Here is a 22518-nt window from a genome sequence, read left to right on the forward strand (position 1 = left end):
CTCCCGTGAAGAGACGAAACTGGGAAAAACTAACTTTCCAATAAAGCCACACAGTGATTCTCTCAGCTTAATTGTGTTCAAGGCTGAAAACACTGTGTGGTTTTTGAATGTTTAGAGGTTAGTTTTTTGAGCAATCGTCTATCAAAATGTCCGTTTATCTGTCAATAATCCGAGAAAATCTTGTCGTTTCAAGTCGGAGAAGTGTTTGGTAGAAAGACTTCCTTTTTGAAGTCCATCATCTCTAACCTGCAAATAATAGCTATGTTGGCTTGTTTTAATTGTCAAAAAATCGCCAAATATAAAAACTCTTTTCCAGTTACGAATCTCAAATTCTTTCATCTCTGATTTTGGAATGCGGATAAGTCCTTGCCGCAAATCACGATGATGCTCACTTGTGAAAGTCATCCCATCCCCAAGATTTCTTATCAGTAGTTCATCTGGAGTTACCATCACCAACGCTATTTTAGTTAAGAAAATTTCAACTGTTGGTGGTAAAATCGCCAAATTAAACCAGGGATGTAGGTAACGATAAGCTAAGAAATAGTGAGGCTCCTCACCCAATCCTAGTTGTTTATATAATGTCTTAACCTCACTGTCTAATCTCGCTTCAAAAGACATATCCGAATGCTCTTCTTCCTTCCTCTGATTAAAATAACGCATCCAGACTAGAAAACCTATAAAGACTATAATAAATATTCCTGATAAGAGATATTTTACATTGTAGTTCATCACTTAACCTCCTGATTAACTTTTCCGCCTAAAACAGAGGCCTATCTATTTTGAAAATAGTTCCATAACAACTTTAAATAAAACTGGTGACATTAAAATTAGGATAATTCCTATCACAAATATCATGACTACTCGAAAAAGTTCCTTATTTTTAAACATTTTTCCACCCCTTTTCTAGCTACATCATAGTACTCATTAACCCCATATTAAAATTACACCAAACTTATTTTAGCTTTCTTTTTTACTTTTTATATTACTATGATACAATATTTTTAATAGGATTTTATTCTTTGTTAACTTTTTTCACGAAAAGGAGAAAATCATGCGTTATGATTTCGGAAATATCTATAAAGAAATACGTGAGTCAAAAGGCTTGACTCAAGAAGAGGTCTGTGGAAATGTCCTCTCAAGAACTAGCCTATCAAAGATTGAAAGTGGTAAGACAACTCCTAAATATGAAAATATGGATTTTCTTCTCCGACAGATTAATATGAGTTTTGAAGAGTTTGACTATATCTGCCACCTCTATCAACCGAGCCAACGAACAGAAATCATGCAAACCTATCTCAATATGAGCTCAATCCTAGGGACTAGTGAACTCGAAAAACTATTTCAAAAATGCCAAGACTATCTCAAAACCCACCACGACCTGCCCATAGAAGAAATCAGAGATATGTTGGAAATTGTCATTCATATCCGTCAACATGGTACAGAGCAACTGTCAAACCAAGTGAAACAGACTGTCAAAAAACTTTGGGAAAAAATTGAAAAACAAGATACATGGTATGAAAATGACCTAAAAATCCTCAATACCATCCTTTTCAGCTTTCCCATTGATCACCTCCATCTCATTACTGGAAAAATCTTGCAACGCTTGGAAGTCTATAAAAACTACCAACATTTATATGACTTACGAATGGCAATCCTACTCAATCTGTCCACCATTTACTTATACCATCAAGACAAAAACATGTGTCAACAAATCTGCTATACTTTACTAGAGGATGCCAAGAAAAAGAAGCACTACGATAGACTTGCTATCTGCTATGTCCGTATTGGGATTTGTAGGGATGATGCTAGACTTATCCAAAAAGGGTTCTCCCTTCTGGAGCTGACCGAGGAAACTTCTATGCTGTCCTACCTCAAAAAAGAAGTAGAGATCTATTCTCAACCGAAGGAAATATAAAAAAGTCGAGGGATTTCCTCGACCTTTTCATATTATTCTGTTCGTTAGTTCTTAATACCAGCCATTGTTAAGCCAGAAGTTTTTAGCAGCAGTCCATGAACCGTAACGTCCTGCAACGTAGGCATCTGCTACACGTTCTTGGTTTTCAGCTGAGTAGTCACCGTTCAAGTATGAATCTGTCAATTGGTAGCGTCCAATGTAACGTCCGTTTGTAGCTGTGTAGCTACCACCTGATTCTTTTTGAGCGATCCATTCTTTAGCTTCTGCTTCAGATCCGCTTACAGTTGAAGCAACTGTTTCTTCTGCTACTGTTTCACTTACTACTGGAGTTTCTTCCTCTACCTCTGTAGTTTCTGCCACTGTGGCTGAAACAGTTTCGTCTTGGGCAGCTGGAGCTTCATAAGTCGTTGAAGCTGTGGCTACTGGCGCTGCTGGACCGTCGATAACCAACTCTTGACCAACATAAATCAAATGAATGTTATCAATGTGGTTGTTTTCTGCCAATTTCTCAACAGTTGTGTTGTGAGTTTCAGCGATTTCTGAAAGTGTATCACCTTCTTTAACAGTGTAAGTTGATGATTCTTGAGCAGATACAAATGATGGAGCAAATACTGCAAACAAGGCAGCTACTCCTGCAAGAGTTGTTTTAATCTTTTTAGTTGTTGATTTCATATTTGAAAATTCTCCTTCTTTCTATAGTTCTATGATACCCTTTAAATATTACCGTTTCTTGACACTTTTATGTAGAAATATTACAAAATTATTTTTTATTTCCCTAAATAATGTGTTTTTTGTCATAAAAGATACTATTTTTATGCTATTTGTAGTGTAAAAAGGTTTTCATCCACAATTAAAGCCAAGACCTTCATTCTTTGATATAATAGAGATAAGAATTTTTATAAGGGGAAACTGATGAAATCACTTCGTTTTCAATCTGTCTTTGATATCATCGGACCAGTTATGATTGGCCCATCTAGTAGCCATACCGCTGGTGCTGTTCGTATTGGGAAGATTGTCTCTTCCATTTTTGATGATACTCCGACAGAAGTCGAATTCCAACTTTTTAACTCATTTGCCAAGACCTATCGTGGTCACGGAACAGACCTAGCCCTTGTTGCAGGTATTTTGGGCATGGATACAGATGATCCTGAGATCCCAAACAGCCTGGAAATTGCCCACAAACGTGGCATCAAGATTGTCTGGACCATTCAGAAAGACAGTAATGCTCCTCATCCAAACACCACTAAAATTACCGTCAAAAATGCTCATAAGACCATCAGTGTGACTGGTATTTCTATCGGTGGAGGAAATATTCAGGTAACCGAACTCAATGGCTTTGCCGTCTCTCTCAATATGAATACACCGACTATCATCATCGTTCATCAAGATATTCCAGGTATGATTGCCCTCGTAACAGAAGCCCTTTCACGCTATGGTATCAATATTGCCCAGATGAATGTTACTCGTGAAAAAGCTGGTGAAAAAGCCATTATGATTATCGAAGTTGACAGTCGCAACTGTGATGAGGCCATCGAAGAAATTCGAAAAATCCCTCATCTCCACAATGTCAATTTCTTTAAATAGGAGGAAACATGTTTTATTCTATTAAAGAATTGGTCGAGCAGGCAGAACTGGACTTTCAAGGAAATGTCGCAGAACTCATGATTACAACAGAGTTTGAATTGACTGGTCGCGAACGTGAAGAAGTCCTCCTTCTCATGGAACGCAATCTGGAAGTCATGAAAGCCTCTGTCCAACTTGGCCTCAATGAAAATAAATCTCGTAGTGGCCTGACAGGTGGAGATGCTGCCAAATTGGACCACTACATCAAAAACGGAAAAACTCTGTCAGATTACACGATTCTCTCTGCTGCCCGAAATGCCATTGCAGTCAATGAACACAATGCTAAAATGGGCTTGGTTTGTGCCACTCCGACCGCAGGAAGTGCTGGCTGTCTGCCCTCAGTTCTAACAGCTGCTATTGAAAAATTAGACCTCAGCCACGAACAACAGCTGGATTTCCTCTTTGCTGCCGGTGCCTTTGGACTAGTCATCGCAAACAATGCCTCTATCTCAGGTGCTGAAGGTGGCTGTCAGGCCGAGGTTGGTTCGGCCTCTGCTATGAGTGCTGCAGCCTTGACTCTAGCTGCAGGCGGAACACCTTATCAGGCCAGCCAGGCCATTGCCTTTGTCATTAAAAATATGCTGGGCCTCATCTGTGACCCTGTTGCCGGCTTAGTTGAAGTTCCCTGTGTTAAACGCAATGCCATGGGAGCTAGCTTTGCCTTCATCGCAGCAGACATGGCCTTGGCAGGTATCGAATCTAAAATCCCTGTGGATGAAGTTATCGATGCCATGTATCAAGTAGGAGCAAGCATGCCAACTGCCTTTCGTGAAACAGCTGAAGGTGGACTCGCTGCCACCCCTACTGGTCGTCGCTTACAAAAAGAAATTTTCGGAGAATAAGCTTATCAAATAGGAGAAACCATGACCTCTATCACAGCTATCTTTTTCGATCTGGATGGAACCCTCGTTGACAGTTCTATCGGGATTCACAATGCCTTTACTCATACTTTTAAGGAACTGGGGGTGCCTAGTCCTGATGCCAAAACGATTCGTAGTTTTATGGGACCGCCCCTTGAAAGTAGTTTTGCGACTTGCCTTCCCAAAGACCAAATTTCTGAGGCTGTCCAGATATACCGTTCTTACTACAAGGCAAAAGGCATCCATGAAGCTCAACTCTTTCCTCAAATTATAGACTTGCTTAAGGAGTTATCTAGCAATTACCCTCTTTATATCACCACTACAAAGAATACTCCAACCGCTCAAGACATGACAAAAAACTTGGGAATCTATCATTTCTTTGATGGCATTTATGGTTCCAGCCCTGAAGCACCCCATAAGGCAGACGTTATTCGCCAAACCTTGCAGACACATCAACTAGCACCTGAACAAGCCATCATCATTGGAGATACCAAGTTTGATATGCTGGGAGCTCAAGAAACAGGCATTCAGAAATTAGCCGTCACTTGGGGATTTGGAGAGCAAGCAGACTTGCTAAACTATCAACCTGATTATATCGCCCACAAACCCTTAGAAGTTTTGGAGTATTTTCAATAACATAGACTGGGCGACAACTCTATTTCAGAAGAAAATGAAGTAAATCTATACATAACAAAACGCATATTATCAAGACCACTTTTAAAGTCCTGATAATATGCGTTTTGCTTTTTTTATTCAACGTGGGTGGTTTGATTGGCAAAGGCGATAATGGCTTGCTTCAACTCATCTCCACTAAGAGTGCGAAACTCTTCAATTTTTTGGTCGATAGCTTCTAGAGGCATGACATTAACCTTACCAACGAAAATCTTATCCATAACCTGATTATCAACTAATTCGGTCGAAACCAAGAGTTCTTCGTAAAGTTTTTCGCCTGGACGGATTCCAACTTCAACAATTGGAATTTCGCTCTCAGTGTGTCCACTTAGAAGGACCATTTTCTTAGCCAAGTCATAAATCTTGACTGGTTTGCCCATATCAAGGATAAAGACTTCTCCATCTTTAGCATAAGCACCAGCATGGATAACCAAACGGCTAGCTTCTGGAATGGTCATAAAGTAACGGGTCATGCGGAAGTCTGTCACCGTTACAGGACCACCTTCAGCAATCTGACGCTCAAAGACTGGAATGACACTGCCACGACTACCAAGAACATTCCCAAAACGAACCGCACAGTAGGTCGATTGGCTACGTTGGTTAAATCCAGTGACAATCAACTCAGCCACGCGCTTGGTTGCTCCCATAACATTTGGTGGATTAACCGCCTTATCTGTCGAAATCATAACCATCTTAGGTACTTTGGCTTCATCAACAGCCTTAGCAACATTGTAAGTTCCACGAATATTGTTTTTGAAGGCTTCTTTTGGATTGCGCTCCATCATAGGAACATGCTTGTGGGCTGCCGCATGATAAACAATAGCTGGCTTGTACTGTTCAAAGACTTGCAACAGACGGTCATAGTCTTGAATGTCCGCAATCACAGGTACATAATCAATCCCTTGGAACTTACGAATCAATTCATGATACACAAGGTAGATTGAATTTTCCCCGTGACCGAGCAAGACGATACGTTCAGGATTGAAACGGCTAACTTGGCGACAGATTTCAGAACCGATTGAGCCACCAGCACCTGTAACCAAGATAGTTTTTCCAGTAAGTTCTGCGCCCAGACGCGATTCGTCAAGACGAATTTCCTGACGGCCCAAAAGGTCTGTAATATCAATTTTTTGGAAGCCAGTACCTGCTTGGTGAAGTCCCTGAACAACGGTTTCAACCTTAGGCATCTTGTAACATTTGACACCCAGCTTATTACACATCTGCAAGATACGCTCATATTCTGACGGGTCAAGCGACGGAATCGCAACGATAACACGCTCGATTTGATGGCGTTTGGCTAATTCAGGCAATTCATCATATGAACCCAAAACAGGAATCCCACCAAGTTTTTGTCCCTTTTTCTTCGCATCCTTATCCAAAATACCAACAAGTTCCAAATCACTGGTTGGATGTTGGTAACTATCCATAAAGAGGGCTCCGCCATCACCAGCACCAATCAAGAAGGTTCGACGGTGTTCCCCATCACCACTTCCTTTTTTGCGTCTAGAGTAGATTAACTGCCAAGTAATCCGTGGCAATAAAATCAAGAAGGTACTCAACAAGATAAAGAGAATAATGAAACGGATGGAGAAGAGTGGCAAGAAGGCATAGCAGATACTATATGACAAGACACTGCTGGCAGTCACACCAAAAAAGATTTTCATGAAATCCGTAATCTTGCTGTAACGACTGATACTAGCGTTCAATCCCCAAAATCCAATCATCAATTGATAGAACAGGAAGGCCAAACTCGTATAGATGATGTAGTCAACAGGTGCTGGATTAATCAAGCCGTAGAATAAGATATAAGATACAATGATGGAAACCACCATACTCAAAATATCAAATATTCCCCAGAAAACCTGCTTTTGTTGTTTATTTAAAATTTCCACCAGATCAATCACATAATCTGTGAGTTTTTTATTCATAGAAATTTACTCCTCCTTAAAAGAGTTTTACTATATTGTTATTGTAGCACATTTTAATTTATTTGGCTTATTTTTCCAAATAAATTACTGTTCCCTTGTACTCTTTCTTCCATTTAAATCCTCTAATTAAACCTACAACCGTTCCAAGGCCATAAGCAAAGTGAATGGAAAATAAAAGAAAGGGCATCACAATTAGAAATCCATTTTTATGTTTTAATAAAGTCAGCAAAGTGAGTAATGACAAAAGTAGAAAATAAGCACCTAATAGTAAAGTTATGAATACAAATGTGATCGGTAACAATGCTAGACTAAACACAAGACTCAAAACAAATAAACAAGGAACATAGTGAAATAATGATAAACACTTAGGCTGAACATGACTTGTCAAGCCAATCCACAAACCATTTGAATACTTTTGATGCAGCATTTTCTTGAATGTTGGTCGAATATACTGATAAGATAGAATACTTGGGCTATAGCGGATTTTATAACCATGTTCTCGAACTCTATAATGAATATCATTATCTTCAGTTCGGCCAAGTTGCTCATTTACTAAACCAACCTTCTGGAAAACCTCTCGTTTATACATCCCATGAAAAATAGAAGAAACATATCTATCCTCGGAACTATTTCGATAATTGGCAATGCTACTGCCAAACATATTTTCCTCAACAAGATGCAAGGTCTCTGCCCATTTTCCCTTTCCTTCAACAATCGTCGGTCTAGGTCCCCCACAGACAGATTCACCTTGTTGAATAACAGCCACATTATTCATTACAAAACTCTCAGTAACTTTTGAATGAGCATCAATTTTTAAAATAAGGTCCCCTACAGAATGTTTAACTCCCAGGTTAAAACCACTAGCTTGATTTTTCTTAGGATTGTTATACAATCTAATTGAGTTAAACTCTGTGTCTTCTTTTATAAATTGCTGAATGATGGCTGTTGTCCCATCTGTAGACATAGCATTTATAAATAGAATTTCAATATTTTCTTTAGGATAGGTTTGATTTTTTAAGTCGTCAATTAGACCAGGCAGGTATTTTTCTTCATTGTATGCACTGATTACAATGGATACGAGAAGACTTTCAACATTTTGAGTCACTACTACTCTCCTGAATTTTTCCTTCCACTATTTTATCATAATTTTCAAGACTTTCCCATTTTTATCTTGAAAGCCCAAAACCTTACTTGACATTATAGGGAAAAAGCCTTAAAATAAGCTGTTATTAAAATCAGCTAGGAGAGGTGTTATATGAAAAAGCAATCACTCTTTTTTGTTCCAGGTATTATACTAATTGGTGTTTCCTTGCGAACTCCTTTTACTGTTTTACCCATTATTTTGGGAGATATTTCGCAAGGACTGGGAGTAGAAGTTAGTTCACTTGGTGTCTTGACCAGCCTTCCCCTCCTCATGTTTACTCTCTTCTCGCTATTTTCTACCCGACTGGCTCAGAAAATTGGCTTGGAGCATCTCTTCACCTACAGCCTTTTTTTCTTGACCATCGGTTCTCTCATTCGACTAATCAATCTGCCCCTACTCTATCTAGGAACCTTGATGGTTGGGGCAAGTATCGCAGTCATCAATGTTCTGCTTCCTAGTCTTATCCAAGCCAATCAACCAAAGAAAATTGGTTTTCTGACCACCTTATATGTAACTTCTATGGGGGTTGCGACGGCTCTGGCTTCCTATCTAGCCGTGCCTATTACACAAGCAAGCTCTTGGAAAGGACTTATCATCCTCCTCACCCTGCTCTGCCTAGCAACTTTTTTGGTCTGGCTGCCTAATCACCGCTATAATCACAGACTGGCTCCGCAAACCAAACAAAAAAGCAAAGCAAAGGTCATGCATAATAAACAGGTCTGGGCAGTGATTGTCTTTGCAGGTTTTCAATCCTTGCTCTTTTACACCGCTATGACCTGGCTACCTACCATGGCTATCCACGCAGGCCTATCCAGTCACGAAGCTGGCTTGTTGACATCTATCTTCTCTCTGATTAGCATTCCTTTTTCAATGACCATCCCAAGCCTGACAACCAGCTTGTCAACTCGCAACCGTCAGCTCATGCTCACTTTGGTTTCACTAGCTGGTGTGGTCGGCATTTCCATGCTCTTCTTCCCAGTCGGTAATTTCTTTTACTGGCTTGCCATCCATCTCCTCATCGGAACCGCAACCAGCGCCCTCTTCCCTTATCTCATGGTCAACTTTTCACTCAAGACAAGCGCCCCTGAAAAGACAGCCCAATTGTCCGGCCTATCTCAAACAGGAGGCTATATCTTAGCAGCCTTTGGGCCGACTCTCTTTGGATACAGTTTTGACCTTTTCCACTCTTGGGTGCCAGCTGTAGCAGCCCTCTTGCTCGTCGATATCCTGATGACTGTGGCCCTCTTTACAGTGGACAGAGCTGATCAAATCCTCTAAACTTCTAGTTTTGGCTAGAAGTTTTTTATATATAAAAATTTTATACACTTCTCTTGACAGGGCTTTCTTTTAGATGTACAATGTATGTGTAGAAAAATTATATATAAAAATCTTACACATTAGAAAAGGAGGTTTCCCATGTACTTTCCAACATCCTCTGCCTTGATTGAATTTCTCATCTTGGCCGTACTGGAAAAAGGGGATTCTTATGGTTATGAGATTAGCCAAACCATTAAGCTGATCGCTAATATCAAAGAATCTACACTCTATCCCATTCTCAAAAAATTGGAAGGCAATAGCTTTCTGACAACCTATTCTAGAGAGTTCCAAGGTCGCATGCGCAAATACTACTCCTTGACAAACGGTGGTATAGAGCAGCTCTTGACCCTAAAAGATGAATGGACACTCTATACAGACACCATCAATGGCATCATAGAAGGGAGTATCCGCCATGACAAGAACTGAATACCTGACTCAGCTAGAACTCTATCTCAAAAAACTGCCTCAGGCTGACCAAATTGAAGCCATGGACTATTTCAGGGAACTCTTTGACGATGCTGGAGTCGAAGGAGAGGAAGAACTCATCGCTAGCTTAGGAACTCCCAAAGAAGCAGCTCACGAAGTTCTCTCTAATCTTCTCGATAAAAAAATCAATGAAGCACCCGCTCAAAAAAATAACCGACAAATTTTGCATATCGCCTTGTTAGCCCTCCTTGCAGCACCCATCGGTATTCCTCTGGGAATCGCCATCCTCGTGTCCCTGTTCGCAATCTTTGTGGCAGCCTTGACTGTCATTCTAGCTTTCTTTGCGGTTTCCATACTTGGTATCATCGGCGGATTCCTATTTTTAGTTGAAAGTTTCACTGTCTTAGCCCAAGCTAAATCAGCCTTTATCTTGATTTTTGGTTCTGGTTTACTAGCCATCGGTGCTTCTTCGCTGGTCTTACTAGGCATTTCCTATGTAGCTCGCTTCTTCGGCCTACTCATTGTTCGCCTGGTGCAATTTGTTCTCAAAAAAGGAAAGAGAGGTGACCAACATGCGTAAATTGACAAAAGGATTTCTCATTTTTGGTGTGGTGACTACCATTATCGGCTTTATCCTGCTCTTTGTAGGGATCCAATCTGACGGGATTAAGAGTCTGCTTGCCATGTCCAAGGAGCCTGTCTATGATAGTCGGATGGAAGAGTTGACCTTTGGCAAGGAAGTCGAAAACCTAGAAATTACTCTCCATCAACACGCGCTGACCATCACAGACTCTTTCGATGATCAAATCCACATTTCTTACCATCCATCTCTTTCTGCTCACCATGATCTTATCACCAATCAGAACGATAGAACTCTGAGTCTCACTGATAAGAAACTGTCTGAAAGTCCATTTATCTCTTCTGGAATTGATGGGATTCTCCATATTGTAAGTAGTTCATCTAATCGTTTTAATGATGTCATCATCGGACTACCGAAAGGGAGAACTCTAAAAGGGATCAACATCTCAGCCAATCGCGGACAAACCACCATCATAAATGCTAGCCTTGAAAATGCGACCCTCAATACAAACAGCTATATCCTCCGAATTGAAGGAAGTCGTATCAAAAACAGTAAACTCACAACGCCCAATATCGTTAATATCTTTGATACAGATCTTACAGATAGTCAGCTAGAATCAACAGAACATCACGTCCACGCTGAAAATATCCAAGTTCACGGCAAGGTAGAATTAACTTCTAAAGACCATCTCTCAATCACTCTGACGCAAAAAGAAAGCCAACGAATTAATTGGGACATCTCAAGTAACTATGGTTCTATCTTACAAGCAACAAGAGAAAAACCTGGATCAAAATACACAGAATTAAGTAACCCTTACAAAACTGAAAAAGCTGATGTCAAGGATCAACTCATTGCGAGAGCTGATGATGATATCACTCTAGTATCCATACCAAACAGGCGTTGACAAAAGCGCTTACATTTGCTACTATGGAAGCATATTTATCTAACTAAAAAGGAGGTTCTACCATGAAACAAGAATGGTTTGAAAGTAATGATTTTGTAAAAACAACAAGCAAGAACAAACCTGAAGAGCAAGCTCAAGAGGTTGCAGACAAGGCTGAAGAAACGATAGCCGATCTCGATAAACCAATTGAAAAAAATACTCAAGTAGAGGAGGAAGTCTCTCAAGCTAAAGTCGAACTGGAAAGCCAGCAAGAAGAGAAAATTGAAACGCCTGAAAACGGTGAAGCGAGAACAGAAATAGAAGAAAAGAAAGCATTAGATTCTGCTGAGGAAGAGCAAGACCTTTCTAAAGAAACAGAAAAAGTCACTATAGCTGAAGAGAGTCAAGAAGCACTTCCTCAGCAAAAACCAACCACGAAAGAGCCCCTTCTTATCAGTCAATCCTTAGAAAGTCCCTATATCCCCGACCAAACTCTAAAATCTACGGATAAATGGAAAGAGCAAGCGCTTGATTTTTGGTCTTGGCTAGTGGAAGCAATCAAATCTCCTACAAGCATGCTTGAAACAAGTAGCACACACAGTTACACAGCCTTTCTCTTGCTCATTCTGTTTTCTGCATCTTCCTTTTTCTTTAGTATCTACCACATCAAACATGCTTACTATGGACATATAGCAACTATGCATAATCACTTCCCTGAACAATTTGCTTCATTAAATCTCTTTTCGATTATCTCTATCCTAGTAGCAACAACACTCTTCTTCTTTTCATTCCTCTTGGGTAGTTTCGTTGTGAGACGATTTATCCACCAAGAAAAAGACTGGACGCTAGAAAAGGTTCTCCAACAATATAGTCAACTCTTGGCAATTCCAATCTTCCTCACTGCTATTGCTAGTTTCTTTGCCTTCTTTGACAGCCTGCGATTTACAGCCCTTTTGTGTGTGATTAGCATTGGAATCATTTTGCTTGCTAGTCTCCATATCATTACAAGACCAAGTCAAGCAAGTGAAACCGACTCCTTCTATCAGTTATTCTTGTCTGTCCTTGTGAACGGAGTCATTATCCTCCTCTTCTTTGTAGCTGAAGTGGCACTGATTGGGGATTATCTTCGTATCTTGGCCTTTCTTTAAACTTCAATCCTGTCATCCATGGCAGGATTTTTTATATACCAAAAAAGCAAGTCGATTGACCTGCTTCTACTTTACTTTTCTTGTGCTAATGTTTTAAAATCTTGTCCTAGGATGGGTTGCACTTCTAATTGATTGGCATCTAGTTGGTGGTAAGATGCTGATGGTAGTGACTCTAGGAATTTTGCATAGTCCAAGCGGGCAATGGCTTCATAGTCTTCTGGTTTAGAGCCGTCTCCTGTGATTTGAACCAAGTCAATCTCCCACTGCACTTCCTTATCCACCAATTGCTCAATATAGGCTGCAGGAACAAATGGTTCTCTCGGTAAAACAGTCTTGACGCCTTGAGCTAGATGATAAACACCGTGCACTTGGCCTTCTCCATCCTGATAGAAGGAAACTCTTGCAAAGTAGGCATCTGTCTCTTGAACCGCACGCACACGCGCTTCAAACTGTGCTAATCCATCTTCCTCTAAAAAACTTTTCAAGTCCTCATGACTAAAGAAAATAGGATTAAAAATTCCTTGGCAAATCGTAAAACGGGCTGCAGTGTCTGCCAGATGAGCTTGAATACCTGCTTGGAAATAAGCTTCAAAGTCAAAACCATTTAGCCCTTCAATCTCAGTTCCTGTATAAGCAATCAGAGCATCTAAAAATGATTTGATAATCTGCCAGTCTGTCTTCGTTAGTAGGTCAGGAAGATCGACACGATATGCCTTTTGATCATCAGCATAACTGACTTTAAAAAGAAATTGTGATTGCCCCACTATCGCACACTCGATATACTCGAGACGATTAAGAGGCTGACGGAGATAGACAGCATCATAGCTATGTGACTCCAAACCATCTACCAAGGCCAAGACGGACTTGGCAGTCAAAATCTCTTGTTCTCCTAAAATGCTCTGTTTATTTGGAATAAAAAATGTTTTCGTCATAACTGGACTCCTTTGAAATCGTTTACATATAGTATACCTTATTTTTCTGAAAGATACAGAAACAAACTTTAGATTTTTGAGTAAAAAGCATAGAAAAACAGCCCCTAAGGACTGTTTGATATTATACTGTAGCTGCTTGATCCAAGCTTTCACCGATAGCGGCTAGGCGCTCGACAACTTCAGCTTGTGTCAATTCATTTTCTGAAACATAGCGGTTACGTGGGTGAACACGGCACTCGTGTGAGCATCCACGAAGGTACTTGTCTTCATTTTCTTCTGATGTCAAGATACGACGGTTACAGAATGGATTTCCACAGTTGACATAACGTTCACATGGTGTTCCATCAAACCAGTCTTTCCCTACGATGGTTGGGTTGACATGGTTAACATCCACGGCAATACGCTCGTCAAAGACGTACATTTTCCCATCCCAAAGCTCACCTTGGACTTCTGGATCTTTACCGTAAGTTGCGATTCCTCCGTGCAATTGGCCAACATCTTTGTAACCTTCACGGACCATCCAACCTGAGAATTTCTCACAGCGAACGCCACCTGTACAGTAAACCACGACACGTTTGTCCATGAATTTTTCCTTGTTATCACGGACCCATTGTGGCAACTCACGGAAGTTGCGGATATCTGGGCGGATAGCCCCACGGAAATGTCCTAGATCATACTCGTAATCGTTACGTGTGTCAAGGACAACTGTATCTTCGTCAAGAAGGGCTTCTTTGAACTCTTTTGGAGACAAGTAGGCACCTGTTGTTTCAAGTGGGTTGATGTCGTTGTCAAAGTCGTTGTCTTCCAAACCAAGGTGGACAATCTCTTTCTTGTAGCGAACAAACATCTTCTTGAAGGCTTGTTCACTTTCTTCGTCAATCTTGAACCAGAGGTCTTCCATGCCTGGGAGGCTGTGAACATAGTCCATGTATTTTTGAGTTGTTTCGTAGTCACCTGAAACTGTTCCGTTAATTCCCTCGTCAGCGACTAGGATACGGCCTTTAAGGCCGATTGATTTACAGAAAGCCAAGTGGTCTGCAGCAAATTGCTCTGCATTTTCAATTGGAGTATAAAGGTAGTAAAGTAAGACACGAATATCTTTTGCCATAAGATTTGTTCTCTTTTCTATTCTTAAATTTTCAGAATTTTTCATCTAACTATACTAGTATACCTGCTTGAGAAAGCGAATGCAATTTATTTGACTGGAAATTGTAGAAAGGTGCTTATCCCTGCACTTCATCAGTGGCCATAGCGAATGGCAGATAATTCTCTCAATTTTTTGATCTGCCTAGCTTGATTTTCTGATAACATCAGCTTATTATCAATCAACACACGTGAGACATCAACATTCATTTGGTTCAATATAAATGGAGTAGAGGTCCCATCGTCCTCTAATCGTCTTTTATAACTCACTAACTGATTTTTCAAAGGAGTCAGTTGAGGCGTATCCTTTATATCTTCCAATAGATGATTTATGATCGACATGGCTTCACAACGCCGTTCACTTCCTCCTGCAAACCATTTTAATATGTCATTCTCATTTTCCTCCTTAAATTGAAAAACTATCATTCCTAACTCTCATACCAATATTTTACCCAAATACCCTCTGTAAAAAAGTCAGCAAAAATGGTAATGTCGCGAAAATATTATTAATCAGATGCACCGCATAGGAAGGATAAATGCTCTTGGTATAGCGGGTCAAACTAGCAAAGATGATGCCAGATGTTGCAAAGACGAAGATATCTAACAAACTAGGCAGGCTTGAAAAACGAGGAAGAGCAAATAAAATTGACGGAAGAAGCAAATCAAGACCAAATCTCGAATGCTTAAAAAAGGCGTGTTGCAGTAATCCTCTATAGATTAGCTCTTCCATAAGTGGAGTCAGAAAGAACAAAGTTATATAGATACCTAGCTCAGCAAAGTTGGTCCCACTATAACCGATCAATACAGCCCAACCTTCAGCAGTTGACTGAACATGTTTAGCTGTCTGAACGTTAAAAGAGATCTGGAGCACTAGCACTAATACTGTCAAAATCGAATACCAAAGCCATTTTTTTCTCGGAATGCGAAAGAGATAGCCGTGCCCTGTCTTAACCAGAATCCAAATCATGACCCCACTAAATAGCAGACTCAAGAGATTTTGAATCCAGACGAAATTGCCAATCTGGGAAGAAAATTGCCAATAATTTTGAACAATAAGCGTCAGCTGAGAAAGACCAAATACGAAAAATAGGTAAGACAAGACTGCACTTATTTTGAATAGAAGTTGATACTTTTTCATATGAACCCTCCTTTGTAAACTCGGAACATCTCTAATATAAGCCATAATTTCCTAAATCCTTACTCTAAATCCTAAATGGTGCTTGAGATTTCCTAAATGGTTACAATAAGGGAAATGAGGGAACAGGAATATCTATGTCTTTATTTCAAAAAATCACTGCCTTCCCCAGATAATCCTGAGGAAAACAGTGATTCAGTTTTTAGGAATTAGGAATGAATACACGAAATCAATTTAGCTGATTATTTTTTGTTTTTCAAGAATTCGTCGTATTGTTTTTGCATTTCGTTCAATACTTTTTCGTAGGCACCTTCAGATTTCAATTTTTCCATCAATTCTGGAATAGCTTTGTCTGGGTCTACAGTACCAGTGTTGATAGCTGTATCGAATTGTTGCATTGTGTTAGAGATAGCTGAGATTTCAGATTTCACATTGTCAGTGTTAAAGATGAATCCAAGTGCTGGAGATTCTTTAGCTTCAGCCAATTGTTTCTTAGAATCTTCGATTTGTTGGTCTGTAACGTTTTCGTTGATGTAAAGAATCCAGTTGTTACCAGTGTTCCATCCACCCATGTGAGTGTTTCCTTTGTAGCCATCAAGAACTTTAACACGGTTTTCTTTACCTGCAATTTTTTCCCAGTTCTTGCCTTCTGGACCGTATACAAGACCGTTCAAGAGTTCTGGGTTAGTGTTCAAGAGGTTCAACACTTCCATTGATTTTTCTTTGTTCTTAGAGTTGTTTGAGATAACAAAGTTAGCAACTTGTGTTGTTTGGTTTTTCTTGATGAAGTTAGTGATTGGTTTGATTTGGATATCTTTGTTTGCAACACGTGAAAGCAAGCTATTACCGTAGTCAGCTGGTCCTACTGTTTCTTCACGAACGAACCAAGTATCTTGTTGAAGGTCAAATGAAGTATCGCTTGTTGCTACGTCTTTTGGAATGTATCCAGCTTCATAGAATTTGTGAAGAGTCTTCAAGTGTTCTTTAAAGCGAGGCACTTCGTAACGGTTTACGATCTTAGTAGTGTCCCCTTCAAGGTCGATAACAAATGGAAGTCCATTTGGAACTGGGTAGTCAAAGTTATCAGATGGGATGAAGTTCTTAGTAACCGCAAATGGCACTACATCTGGAGCTTTTTCTTTGATTTGTTTCAAGACTGGTTCAAGTGTTTCGTATGAAGTGACACCTGAAATATCGATACCGTATTTAGCAAGAAGAGTTCCGTTGAAGGCGAAGTTTTGAGATGATGCAACGTTGGCTGCAACTGGAACTGCGTAAATTTTACCGTTAATGCTGTTACCTTTGATGTAAGCTGGGTCAAGTGCTTTATAAAGCTCTGCCCCTTCTTTCTTATACAAATCAGTCAAGTCAGCATAAGCACCTTTTTGAGCATTTACAACATAGTTAGATGCAAAGGCGATATCGTAGTTTTCACCAGATGATGTGATAACTGACATTTTCTTATCATAGTCACCCCATCCAAGATATTGGATATCCAATTTAGCACCAACTTTTTCACCGATGATTTTGTTAGCATTTTCTAGCAATTCATCTAAGTTATCTGGTTTGTCACCGATTTGGTACATTTTGATAACAGTCTTATCACCTGAAGCTGAGTCAGCAGCTTTCTTGTTACCTGAAAGGTTTCCACAAGCAGCGAGACCAGCAGCCAAAGCGACTACACTAGCAGATGCAAAAGCATATTTTTTCCAGTTTTTCATGACAAAAACTCCTTTTTTTATTTTTAAACTTATAAACAATGTAATGATTTTATACTCAATGAAAATCAAAGAGCAAACTAGGAAACTAACCGCAGGTTGCTCAAAACACTGTTTTGAGGTTGCAGATAGAACTGACGGAGTCAGTAACATCTATACGGCAAGGCGACGTTGACGCGGTTTGAAGAGATTTTCGAAGAGTATTAACTTCACTCAAGGGAAGTTGGGAACTGAGAAATGTTCTTTCTCAATAAGCACTATTCTTTCACACCACCGATAGTCAAACCTTTTACAAAGTAGCGTTGGAAGAATGGATACAAAATCGCGATTGGAAGGGTTGCTACCACAACCATGGCCATACGGCCTGTTTCTTTCGGTAGAGCAACTCCCAGTTGACCAGACAGGCCGACTGCTTTGGCGATGTAGTCCATATTTTGTTGGATTTGCATGAGCAAATATTGCAATGGATACAAGTTGTCACTCTTGATGTAAAGAAGGGCGTTGAACCAGTCATTCCAGAAACCAAGAGCTGTCAAGAGCGTGATGGTTGCGATACCTGGTAGTGACAATGGCAAACAGATTTGGAAGAAGATCCGGGCTTCACTGGCACCATCGATACGAGCAGATTCTAGAATAGCTTCTGGAATGGTCTTCTTAAAGAAGGAACGCATCAAGATGATGTTAAATGGTGAGAGAAGCATTGGAACAATCAAGGCCCAAACTGTATCACCAAGTTGAAGCAAACGAGTGACCACGATATAGCCTGGTACCAAACCAGCATTGAACAACATACTAAGAAGGGCAAAGATCGTAAAGAATCTGCGATACTTAAAGGTTGTCCGTGAAATGGCGTAAGCATAAGTTGTTGTGATAAAAACGTTTGTGATAGTCCCCACCACTGTTACAAAGACTGAGATGAAGAGGGCTTGGAGGATTTTATCCTTAAACTGTGCCAAAAATTCAAAACCGTCTAATCCAAATTGGGATGGGAAGAAGCTATATCCATTTTGAAGGATACTCTTTTCATCTGTCACCGAAATAACAATAACGAATACGAAGGGTAGGATACAAGAGAGGGCGATCAAACCAGAAATGGTACTGAAGAAGATATCTGCTTTCTTACTGAAGGAGTGAATGCCGACATTATCAATTTTTTCTTTTTTAATTTTCTTTTCTGCCATATTCTCCTCCTTTCTAGAACAAGGCTGAGTTTGGATCAACTCGTCTTGCAAGTAAGTTTGATAGGATAACCAAAAGCAAACCGACTACTGATTGGTAGAGACCTGCCGCTGAAGCCATCCCGATATCCGCTGTCTGGGTCAAACCATTATAAACATATACGTCCAAGACGTTGGTTACGTTATAAAGCTGACCAGCATTATGGGGGATTTGGTAGAAGAGACCGAAGTCTGCACGGAAGATATTTCCTACTGCCAGGATAGTCAATACGGTTACCAACGGTGTTAACTGTGGAATGGTTACATTGCGAATTCGTTGCCATTTGCTGGCCCCATCCACTGTCGCTGCTTCGTAGTAGGTTGGATCAATTCCCATGATTGTCGCATAGTACATGACACTGCTATATCCAAAGCCTTTCCAAATACCTAGGAAAAGTAGGAGATATGGCCAGATGCCCAAGTCAGCGTAGAAATTGATTTCTTTGAGACCAAGAGTTTCCAATAAATGGTTGAACACCCCTTTATCAATGTTTAGGAAGGCATCTGTAAAGAAACTGATGATAACCCAAGACAAGAAGTAAGGGAACAACATGGAAGTTTGGAAGATCTTAACCATTCTCTTAGAACGGAGTTCACTGAGGATGATGGCAATTCCTACAGATACAATCAAACCAATAAAGATAAAGCCAAGATTGTAGAGGACAGTATTTCGTGTGATAATAAAGGCGTCTCTTGAACTAAATAAGAATCTGAAATTATCTAGTCCGACCCATTTACTATTCATGATACTATCTATGAAACCATTACTGGTCATGTGGTAGTCTTTGAAGGCAACCACGTTCCCAAATACTGGAATGTAGAAGAATAGAATCAACCAGAGTGCCCCTGGTAAAACCATCAAGAGAAAGATCCAGTTGTCTCTCAAGGTCTTTGAAAACTTATTCATAATTTCCTCCCTTTTTATTTTGATATCCATCTAAAAATTCCTTTTTAGACTTTTGATAACGATTACATTATTAGTATACTCCTATTTGCAGGTTAGGTTAAACTACTAATTATAGAAAAAACTCCACAAATTATTTTATGTGGAGTACTTTTGAAGAAAGGGATGTTTCACGCGAAACACCCTGCGCCAAGCAAGGTGTTCTTGTTTTTAAGTTGTATAAATCGTCGAAGCTGTCGCAATAGTATGCCACTGGTTGGCTGTTGTGGCTGCGAAGCCCTTGTCTGCATAGAAGTCGTTAAATGGCAGAATTTCTACTTCCAGCTCATCGATGCGGTCAAGCTGGCCAGCCAGATAAGCCTCGATACGGCTTTCTGCTCGCTTGATGCGTTGCAAGAGTCCGCCCATGCGGATATCGACCGTATCCAAGCCAAAGACCTTGTTTTCTTTCAGCCATTGGTGGCTAAAGAGGGCATGGAAGTGTTCGATCGCGCTTCTGAGTTCTGGTAATTCTTGTCTGGCGATTTCTTGCAGACTTTCTTTATCATCCGCTTGATAGGCCTGACGAATACGTCGTCCCACATCCACTTTGCTACTTAAAATTCGGTTCAACTGAGCCTGAGTTTCAAAGAGGTAAGCATAGTTGCCAGCTTTTTCTTTAATGTCAGCAAGCGTCTCAGCAGCCTGAGCGAAGTGTGGCTTGTCCTGTTCAGGTGTCATGTGTCGGTCAAGGAGCGGACAGAGAATATCCTGATAAAAGACATAGCGGTTGGGATTGATGCCACTGAGATTGCCTGGTAGGTCTGGTAAAAGGTTGGCAAGGTCAATCTGCATAAAATCCTCAACCGATAGACCAGTATTGGTCTTGAAGTGAGCAGACAGTCGGTCTAGGTCATTGCGATAGCTGAGTTCTGCCCAGATTTGCAAGCTTGGTAGGATAGAAAACTGAGCGGTCTCACCACCATTGTCCCCCCAACCCGTCACGATGACTTCTTTGATATCATTGACACGGCAGGCTTTATTGGCTTCAAGAGCAATGAGACGGCTGAAATGGTTGTTGGGTGTGAAACCAATCCACTTCCAAGCACCTCCTGCAAATGCAAGGTCATGGCTAATCTTGTGATGGTTGCGGAAGTTGCGATTGTATTTTTCCTCGCTATCCTGATAATAGTCCCAGTAAACCAAAGTCACTCGGTCTTTGAGGCGGTCTAGGTAGACACGCGTTTCTTCGGGAATTTCCACATCACGGTCGTACTGGCCATCTGCTGACATAAGTTTAAAGAACATATCGCTCCACATCTGGCAGTGGAAACCATATTTGTCAGCAATATCCAGTACGCGCTCCAAGTGTTGGCACATGAGGAGACTACGATCCACAACACCGTTGAGAATCAAGTAACGTCCCAAGCCAACCAAGTGGGCTTCGTCCATCCCGATATTGACCTTGCGAGTCTTCAGTTTAGATAGGGTAGCAAACATGCCATCAATCAGGTCATAAACCTTTTCTTCGCCGATGAGAAGAATATCCTCCACATCACGGAGCTCCTGGACTTCTTTGACACCCCATTTGACGAAGGCTGACAAGTGGGCCAAGGTCTGGATACAAGGCACAAAGGTCATGTCAAACTGCTGGGCATAGGCTTCGATTTCCTGCAATTCCTCAGCTGAGTAGGCTCCACGGAAATAGCCAAAGTAAGGCTGCCCTTCAATCTGGTAGGTGTCTTCCATGTAAAGTTCAAAGCTTGAGTAGCCCATGAGAGCCAAGACCTCAATCATCTGCTTGGCAGCAGCCACATTCAGCACTGCATTTCGAGAACAGTCTGCCATATAGGCTAAATCTTCATAAGCCGCCTGTTCCTCAATCTCTACCTTGTCACCTTCTGCTAGGGATGTTGCCAATAGGGACAAGGCTCGATAAAGTTGGTGGGGTTTGCGATAGGTTAGTTGATAGTGGCCACCCTCACCCTTGATAGAGATAGAGGCTTGGTCAGACTGAGCGACAGATACTTCCACATCTGGTAAAGAAATGTGCTTTTGAAGCAACTCTATAGCTTGCGCTTGTTTGTCACTAATTCCTGTAAATCTTACCATTGATTTTCCTCCTGTAGCCAGTTGACAAGGGCACCGTAGAGATTGGAATCTGCATGATAGGTGCAGGCTTGGATAACTGGTGCGACCGTGTATTCTTCGTAGGTCTCGACAAAGTCATCTACAGCCTTCTTGACACCTTGAATAAAATCTGGATTTTGACTGATAGAGCCTCCCAGACTAATGACATCTGGGTCGATGAGATACTGGATATTAAGCAAACCTTGCGCCAGATTACGGTTCATGCGCTCAATAGCTTCTTGGCAAAGAGCATTTCCTGCTTCGGCCTCTTGGTAAATCTTGCGACCGTCCCAGTCAGTCTGACCAGATTTTTCAATCACGTATCGCACCATATTACCAGTTGACGCTAGTTGCGACCAGTTGTTGAGCTTTTCAGCAGGGGCAAGGGTTGTCATGTAGCCAAATTCTCCACCCAGACCGTGGCGACCTCGATGAAGTCTACCATTGATAATCATGGCTCCGCCAATACCTGTCCCAATCACGACACAGGCTGCATTTTCAAGCTCTGGATGGGCTAGTAGTTCACTGAGTCCAACGCAGTTGGCATCATTTTCTAGATGGACAGGAATCTGATAAGAACTAAGCGCCTCATACCAAGAAAAGCCATGGATGTAGGGCACCGCACTGAAGCCATCAATCACACCTGTCTCTTGATTGACCGCGCCTGGAACGCTCATAGCAATCCCGCTGTAATCCTGTTCTGACAAGCGTTGATCTAGCCACGCTAGTAAATCCTCCAAGTTTTCAGGCGTTGGAATGCTTGTCTTATCTAGTATTTTCCCATCAGGAGTCAGACTGGCAAACTTAATCCCAGTCCCTCCGATATCAATCGTTGCAATAGTCATTGTTTTTACCATAAAAAGG

The 22518-nt window shown here is 40.9% G+C and carries 22 protein-coding genes; 9 read left to right on the forward strand and 13 right to left on the reverse strand.

Features of this window, described 5'->3' with window-relative positions:
• Positions 1-141 precede the first annotated feature (141 nt).
• Entirely contained in the window at positions 142-729 is a 588-nt protein-coding gene (locus CYK16_RS02900) for a hypothetical protein (protein ID WP_101776625.1), read from the reverse strand.
• Positions 730-1051: 322 nt separating this feature from the next.
• Here CYK16_RS02900 and CYK16_RS02905 point away from each other — a divergent pair, with 322 nt between their 5' ends.
• Positions 1052-1915: a helix-turn-helix domain-containing protein gene (locus CYK16_RS02905; protein WP_101776626.1), complete on the forward strand. Its 864-nt coding sequence runs from the start codon at positions 1052-1054 to the stop codon at positions 1913-1915.
• Positions 1916-1966: 51 nt separating this feature from the next.
• Here the strand turns inward: CYK16_RS02905 and apf are convergent, their stop codons facing one another.
• Positions 1967-2587, reverse strand: coding sequence for an aggregation-promoting factor (gene apf / locus CYK16_RS02910; protein WP_101776627.1), 621 nt, complete (start codon positions 2585-2587; stop codon positions 1967-1969).
• Between the two features lie 240 nt (positions 2588-2827).
• Here apf and sdaAB point away from each other — a divergent pair, with 240 nt between their 5' ends.
• From sdaAB to CYK16_RS02925, 3 genes are read left to right on the forward strand one after another with little or no spacing between them, the layout of a single operon-like run.
• The gene (gene sdaAB / locus CYK16_RS02915) at positions 2828-3499 is read left to right on the forward strand and encodes an L-serine ammonia-lyase, iron-sulfur-dependent subunit beta (RefSeq protein WP_000838912.1); all 672 of its coding nucleotides are present in this window, start codon (positions 2828-2830) and stop codon (positions 3497-3499) included.
• Between the two features lie 8 nt (positions 3500-3507).
• A complete protein-coding gene (gene sdaAA / locus CYK16_RS02920; protein WP_000500052.1) occupies positions 3508-4380 on the forward strand; it encodes an L-serine ammonia-lyase, iron-sulfur-dependent, subunit alpha in 873 nt (290 codons plus the stop codon).
• Positions 4381-4401: 21 nt separating this feature from the next.
• Positions 4402-5034 (forward strand): HAD family hydrolase, encoded by a 633-nt coding sequence (locus tag CYK16_RS02925; protein ID WP_000200884.1) that lies wholly within the window; start codon positions 4402-4404, stop codon positions 5032-5034.
• A gap of 113 nt (positions 5035-5147) precedes the next feature.
• Here CYK16_RS02925 and CYK16_RS02930 read toward each other — a convergent pair whose 3' ends face one another.
• Together CYK16_RS02930 and CYK16_RS02935 are read right to left on the reverse strand one after the other, a co-directional pair.
• Positions 5148-6998: a polysaccharide biosynthesis protein gene (locus CYK16_RS02930; RefSeq protein ID WP_060805906.1), complete on the reverse strand. Its 1851-nt coding sequence runs from the start codon at positions 6996-6998 to the stop codon at positions 5148-5150.
• Between the two features lie 67 nt (positions 6999-7065).
• Positions 7066-8103: a glycosyltransferase family 2 protein gene (locus CYK16_RS02935; protein WP_374702229.1), complete on the reverse strand. Its 1038-nt coding sequence runs from the start codon at positions 8101-8103 to the stop codon at positions 7066-7068.
• Positions 8104-8253: 150 nt separating this feature from the next.
• On the opposite strand from CYK16_RS02935, the gene CYK16_RS02940 reads away from it, so the two are divergent.
• From CYK16_RS02940 to CYK16_RS02960, 5 genes are all read left to right on the forward strand, one after another.
• A complete protein-coding gene (locus CYK16_RS02940; protein ID WP_060805905.1) occupies positions 8254-9420 on the forward strand; it encodes a CynX/NimT family MFS transporter in 1167 nt (388 codons plus the stop codon).
• Between the two features lie 138 nt (positions 9421-9558).
• Positions 9559-9885, forward strand: a complete 327-nt coding sequence (locus tag CYK16_RS02945) for a PadR family transcriptional regulator (protein WP_000273855.1) — start codon at positions 9559-9561, stop codon at positions 9883-9885.
• Positions 9872-10465 (forward strand): DUF1700 domain-containing protein, encoded by a 594-nt coding sequence (locus CYK16_RS02950; protein ID WP_000198699.1) that lies wholly within the window; start codon positions 9872-9874, stop codon positions 10463-10465. The genes CYK16_RS02945 and CYK16_RS02950 overlap by 14 nt, the downstream gene beginning before the upstream one ends.
• Positions 10458-11369, forward strand: coding sequence for a DUF4097 domain-containing protein (locus CYK16_RS02955; protein WP_060805904.1), 912 nt, complete (start codon positions 10458-10460; stop codon positions 11367-11369). Before CYK16_RS02950 ends, CYK16_RS02955 begins: the two co-directional genes overlap by 8 nt.
• Positions 11370-11431: 62 nt before the next feature.
• Complete coding sequence (locus CYK16_RS02960; RefSeq protein ID WP_060805903.1) at positions 11432-12496, forward strand: DUF6574 domain-containing protein; 1065 nt, start codon at positions 11432-11434, stop codon at positions 12494-12496.
• 71 nt (positions 12497-12567) lie between these two features.
• On the opposite strand, the gene CYK16_RS02965 is transcribed toward CYK16_RS02960, so the two are convergent.
• The 9 genes from CYK16_RS02965 to CYK16_RS03005 all read right to left on the reverse strand — a co-directional run bounded on the left by CYK16_RS02965 (position 12568) and on the right by CYK16_RS03005 (position 22499).
• Positions 12568-13428, reverse strand: coding sequence for a DUF4299 family protein (locus CYK16_RS02965; protein ID WP_060805902.1), 861 nt, complete (start codon positions 13426-13428; stop codon positions 12568-12570).
• A 121-nt stretch (positions 13429-13549) separates the two neighbouring features.
• The gene (gene trhO / locus CYK16_RS02970) at positions 13550-14536 is read right to left on the reverse strand and encodes an oxygen-dependent tRNA uridine(34) hydroxylase TrhO (protein ID WP_001030024.1); all 987 of its coding nucleotides are present in this window, start codon (positions 14534-14536) and stop codon (positions 13550-13552) included.
• Positions 14537-14667: 131 nt separating this feature from the next.
• Positions 14668-14997 carry a bacteriocin immunity family protein gene (locus CYK16_RS02975; RefSeq protein ID WP_060805901.1) on the reverse strand — a complete coding sequence of 110 codons (330 nt, stop codon included), beginning with the start codon at positions 14995-14997 and terminating at the stop codon, positions 14668-14670.
• Positions 14998-15019: 22 nt separating this feature from the next.
• Positions 15020-15709 carry a CPBP family intramembrane glutamic endopeptidase gene (locus CYK16_RS02980; RefSeq protein WP_101776628.1) on the reverse strand — a complete coding sequence of 230 codons (690 nt, stop codon included), beginning with the start codon at positions 15707-15709 and terminating at the stop codon, positions 15020-15022.
• Between the two features lie 239 nt (positions 15710-15948).
• On the reverse strand, positions 15949-17427 hold the full coding sequence (locus CYK16_RS02985) for an ABC transporter substrate-binding protein (RefSeq protein WP_023945675.1): 1479 nt from the start codon (positions 17425-17427) through the stop codon (positions 15949-15951).
• Positions 17428-17681: 254 nt separating this feature from the next.
• Positions 17682-18605, reverse strand: coding sequence for a carbohydrate ABC transporter permease (locus tag CYK16_RS02990; protein WP_000818351.1), 924 nt, complete (start codon positions 18603-18605; stop codon positions 17682-17684).
• Positions 18606-18618: 13 nt separating this feature from the next.
• Entirely contained in the window at positions 18619-19548 is a 930-nt protein-coding gene (locus CYK16_RS02995; protein ID WP_060805956.1) for an ABC transporter permease, read from the reverse strand.
• A 207-nt stretch (positions 19549-19755) separates the two neighbouring features.
• Entirely contained in the window at positions 19756-21636 is a 1881-nt protein-coding gene (locus CYK16_RS03000; RefSeq protein ID WP_060805900.1) for a beta-N-acetylhexosaminidase, read from the reverse strand.
• Positions 21630-22499 carry an ROK family protein gene (locus CYK16_RS03005; protein ID WP_060805899.1) on the reverse strand — a complete coding sequence of 290 codons (870 nt, stop codon included), beginning with the start codon at positions 22497-22499 and terminating at the stop codon, positions 21630-21632. Before CYK16_RS03005 ends, CYK16_RS03000 begins: the two co-directional genes overlap by 7 nt.
• Positions 22500-22518 lie beyond the last annotated feature (19 nt).

Source organism: Streptococcus oralis subsp. dentisani (genome assembly GCF_002860905.1).
GTDB lineage: Bacteria > Bacillota > Bacilli > Lactobacillales > Streptococcaceae > Streptococcus > Streptococcus oralis_BA.

Coding starts and splice junctions, on each gene's coding strand:
- CYK16_RS02900 (WP_101776625.1), bottom strand. CDS start 729: ATGAACTACAATGTAAAATATCTCTTATCAGGAATATTTATTATAGTC.
- CYK16_RS02905 (WP_101776626.1), top strand. CDS start 1,052: ATGCGTTATGATTTCGGAAATATCTATAAAGAAATACGTGAGTCAAAA.
- apf (WP_101776627.1), bottom strand. CDS start 2,587: ATGAAATCAACAACTAAAAAGATTAAAACAACTCTTGCAGGAGTAGCT.
- sdaAB (WP_000838912.1), top strand. CDS start 2,828: ATGAAATCACTTCGTTTTCAATCTGTCTTTGATATCATCGGACCAGTT.
- sdaAA (WP_000500052.1), top strand. CDS start 3,508: ATGTTTTATTCTATTAAAGAATTGGTCGAGCAGGCAGAACTGGACTTT.
- CYK16_RS02925 (WP_000200884.1), top strand. CDS start 4,402: ATGACCTCTATCACAGCTATCTTTTTCGATCTGGATGGAACCCTCGTT.
- CYK16_RS02930 (WP_060805906.1), bottom strand. CDS start 6,998: ATGAATAAAAAACTCACAGATTATGTGATTGATCTGGTGGAAATTTTA.
- CYK16_RS02940 (WP_060805905.1), top strand. CDS start 8,254: ATGAAAAAGCAATCACTCTTTTTTGTTCCAGGTATTATACTAATTGGT.
- CYK16_RS02945 (WP_000273855.1), top strand. CDS start 9,559: ATGTACTTTCCAACATCCTCTGCCTTGATTGAATTTCTCATCTTGGCC.
- CYK16_RS02950 (WP_000198699.1), top strand. CDS start 9,872: ATGACAAGAACTGAATACCTGACTCAGCTAGAACTCTATCTCAAAAAA.
- CYK16_RS02955 (WP_060805904.1), top strand. CDS start 10,458: ATGCGTAAATTGACAAAAGGATTTCTCATTTTTGGTGTGGTGACTACC.
- CYK16_RS02960 (WP_060805903.1), top strand. CDS start 11,432: ATGAAACAAGAATGGTTTGAAAGTAATGATTTTGTAAAAACAACAAGC.
- CYK16_RS02965 (WP_060805902.1), bottom strand. CDS start 13,428: ATGACGAAAACATTTTTTATTCCAAATAAACAGAGCATTTTAGGAGAA.
- trhO (WP_001030024.1), bottom strand. CDS start 14,536: ATGGCAAAAGATATTCGTGTCTTACTTTACTACCTTTATACTCCAATT.
- CYK16_RS02975 (WP_060805901.1), bottom strand. CDS start 14,997: ATGATAGTTTTTCAATTTAAGGAGGAAAATGAGAATGACATATTAAAA.
- CYK16_RS02980 (WP_101776628.1), bottom strand. CDS start 15,709: ATGAAAAAGTATCAACTTCTATTCAAAATAAGTGCAGTCTTGTCTTAC.
- CYK16_RS02985 (WP_023945675.1), bottom strand. CDS start 17,427: ATGAAAAACTGGAAAAAATATGCTTTTGCATCTGCTAGTGTAGTCGCT.
- CYK16_RS02990 (WP_000818351.1), bottom strand. CDS start 18,605: ATGGCAGAAAAGAAAATTAAAAAAGAAAAAATTGATAATGTCGGCATT.
- CYK16_RS02995 (WP_060805956.1), bottom strand. CDS start 19,548: ATGAATAAGTTTTCAAAGACCTTGAGAGACAACTGGATCTTTCTCTTG.
- CYK16_RS03000 (WP_060805900.1), bottom strand. CDS start 21,636: ATGGTAAGATTTACAGGAATTAGTGACAAACAAGCGCAAGCTATAGAG.
- CYK16_RS03005 (WP_060805899.1), bottom strand. CDS start 22,499: ATGACTATTGCAACGATTGATATCGGAGGGACTGGGATTAAGTTTGCC.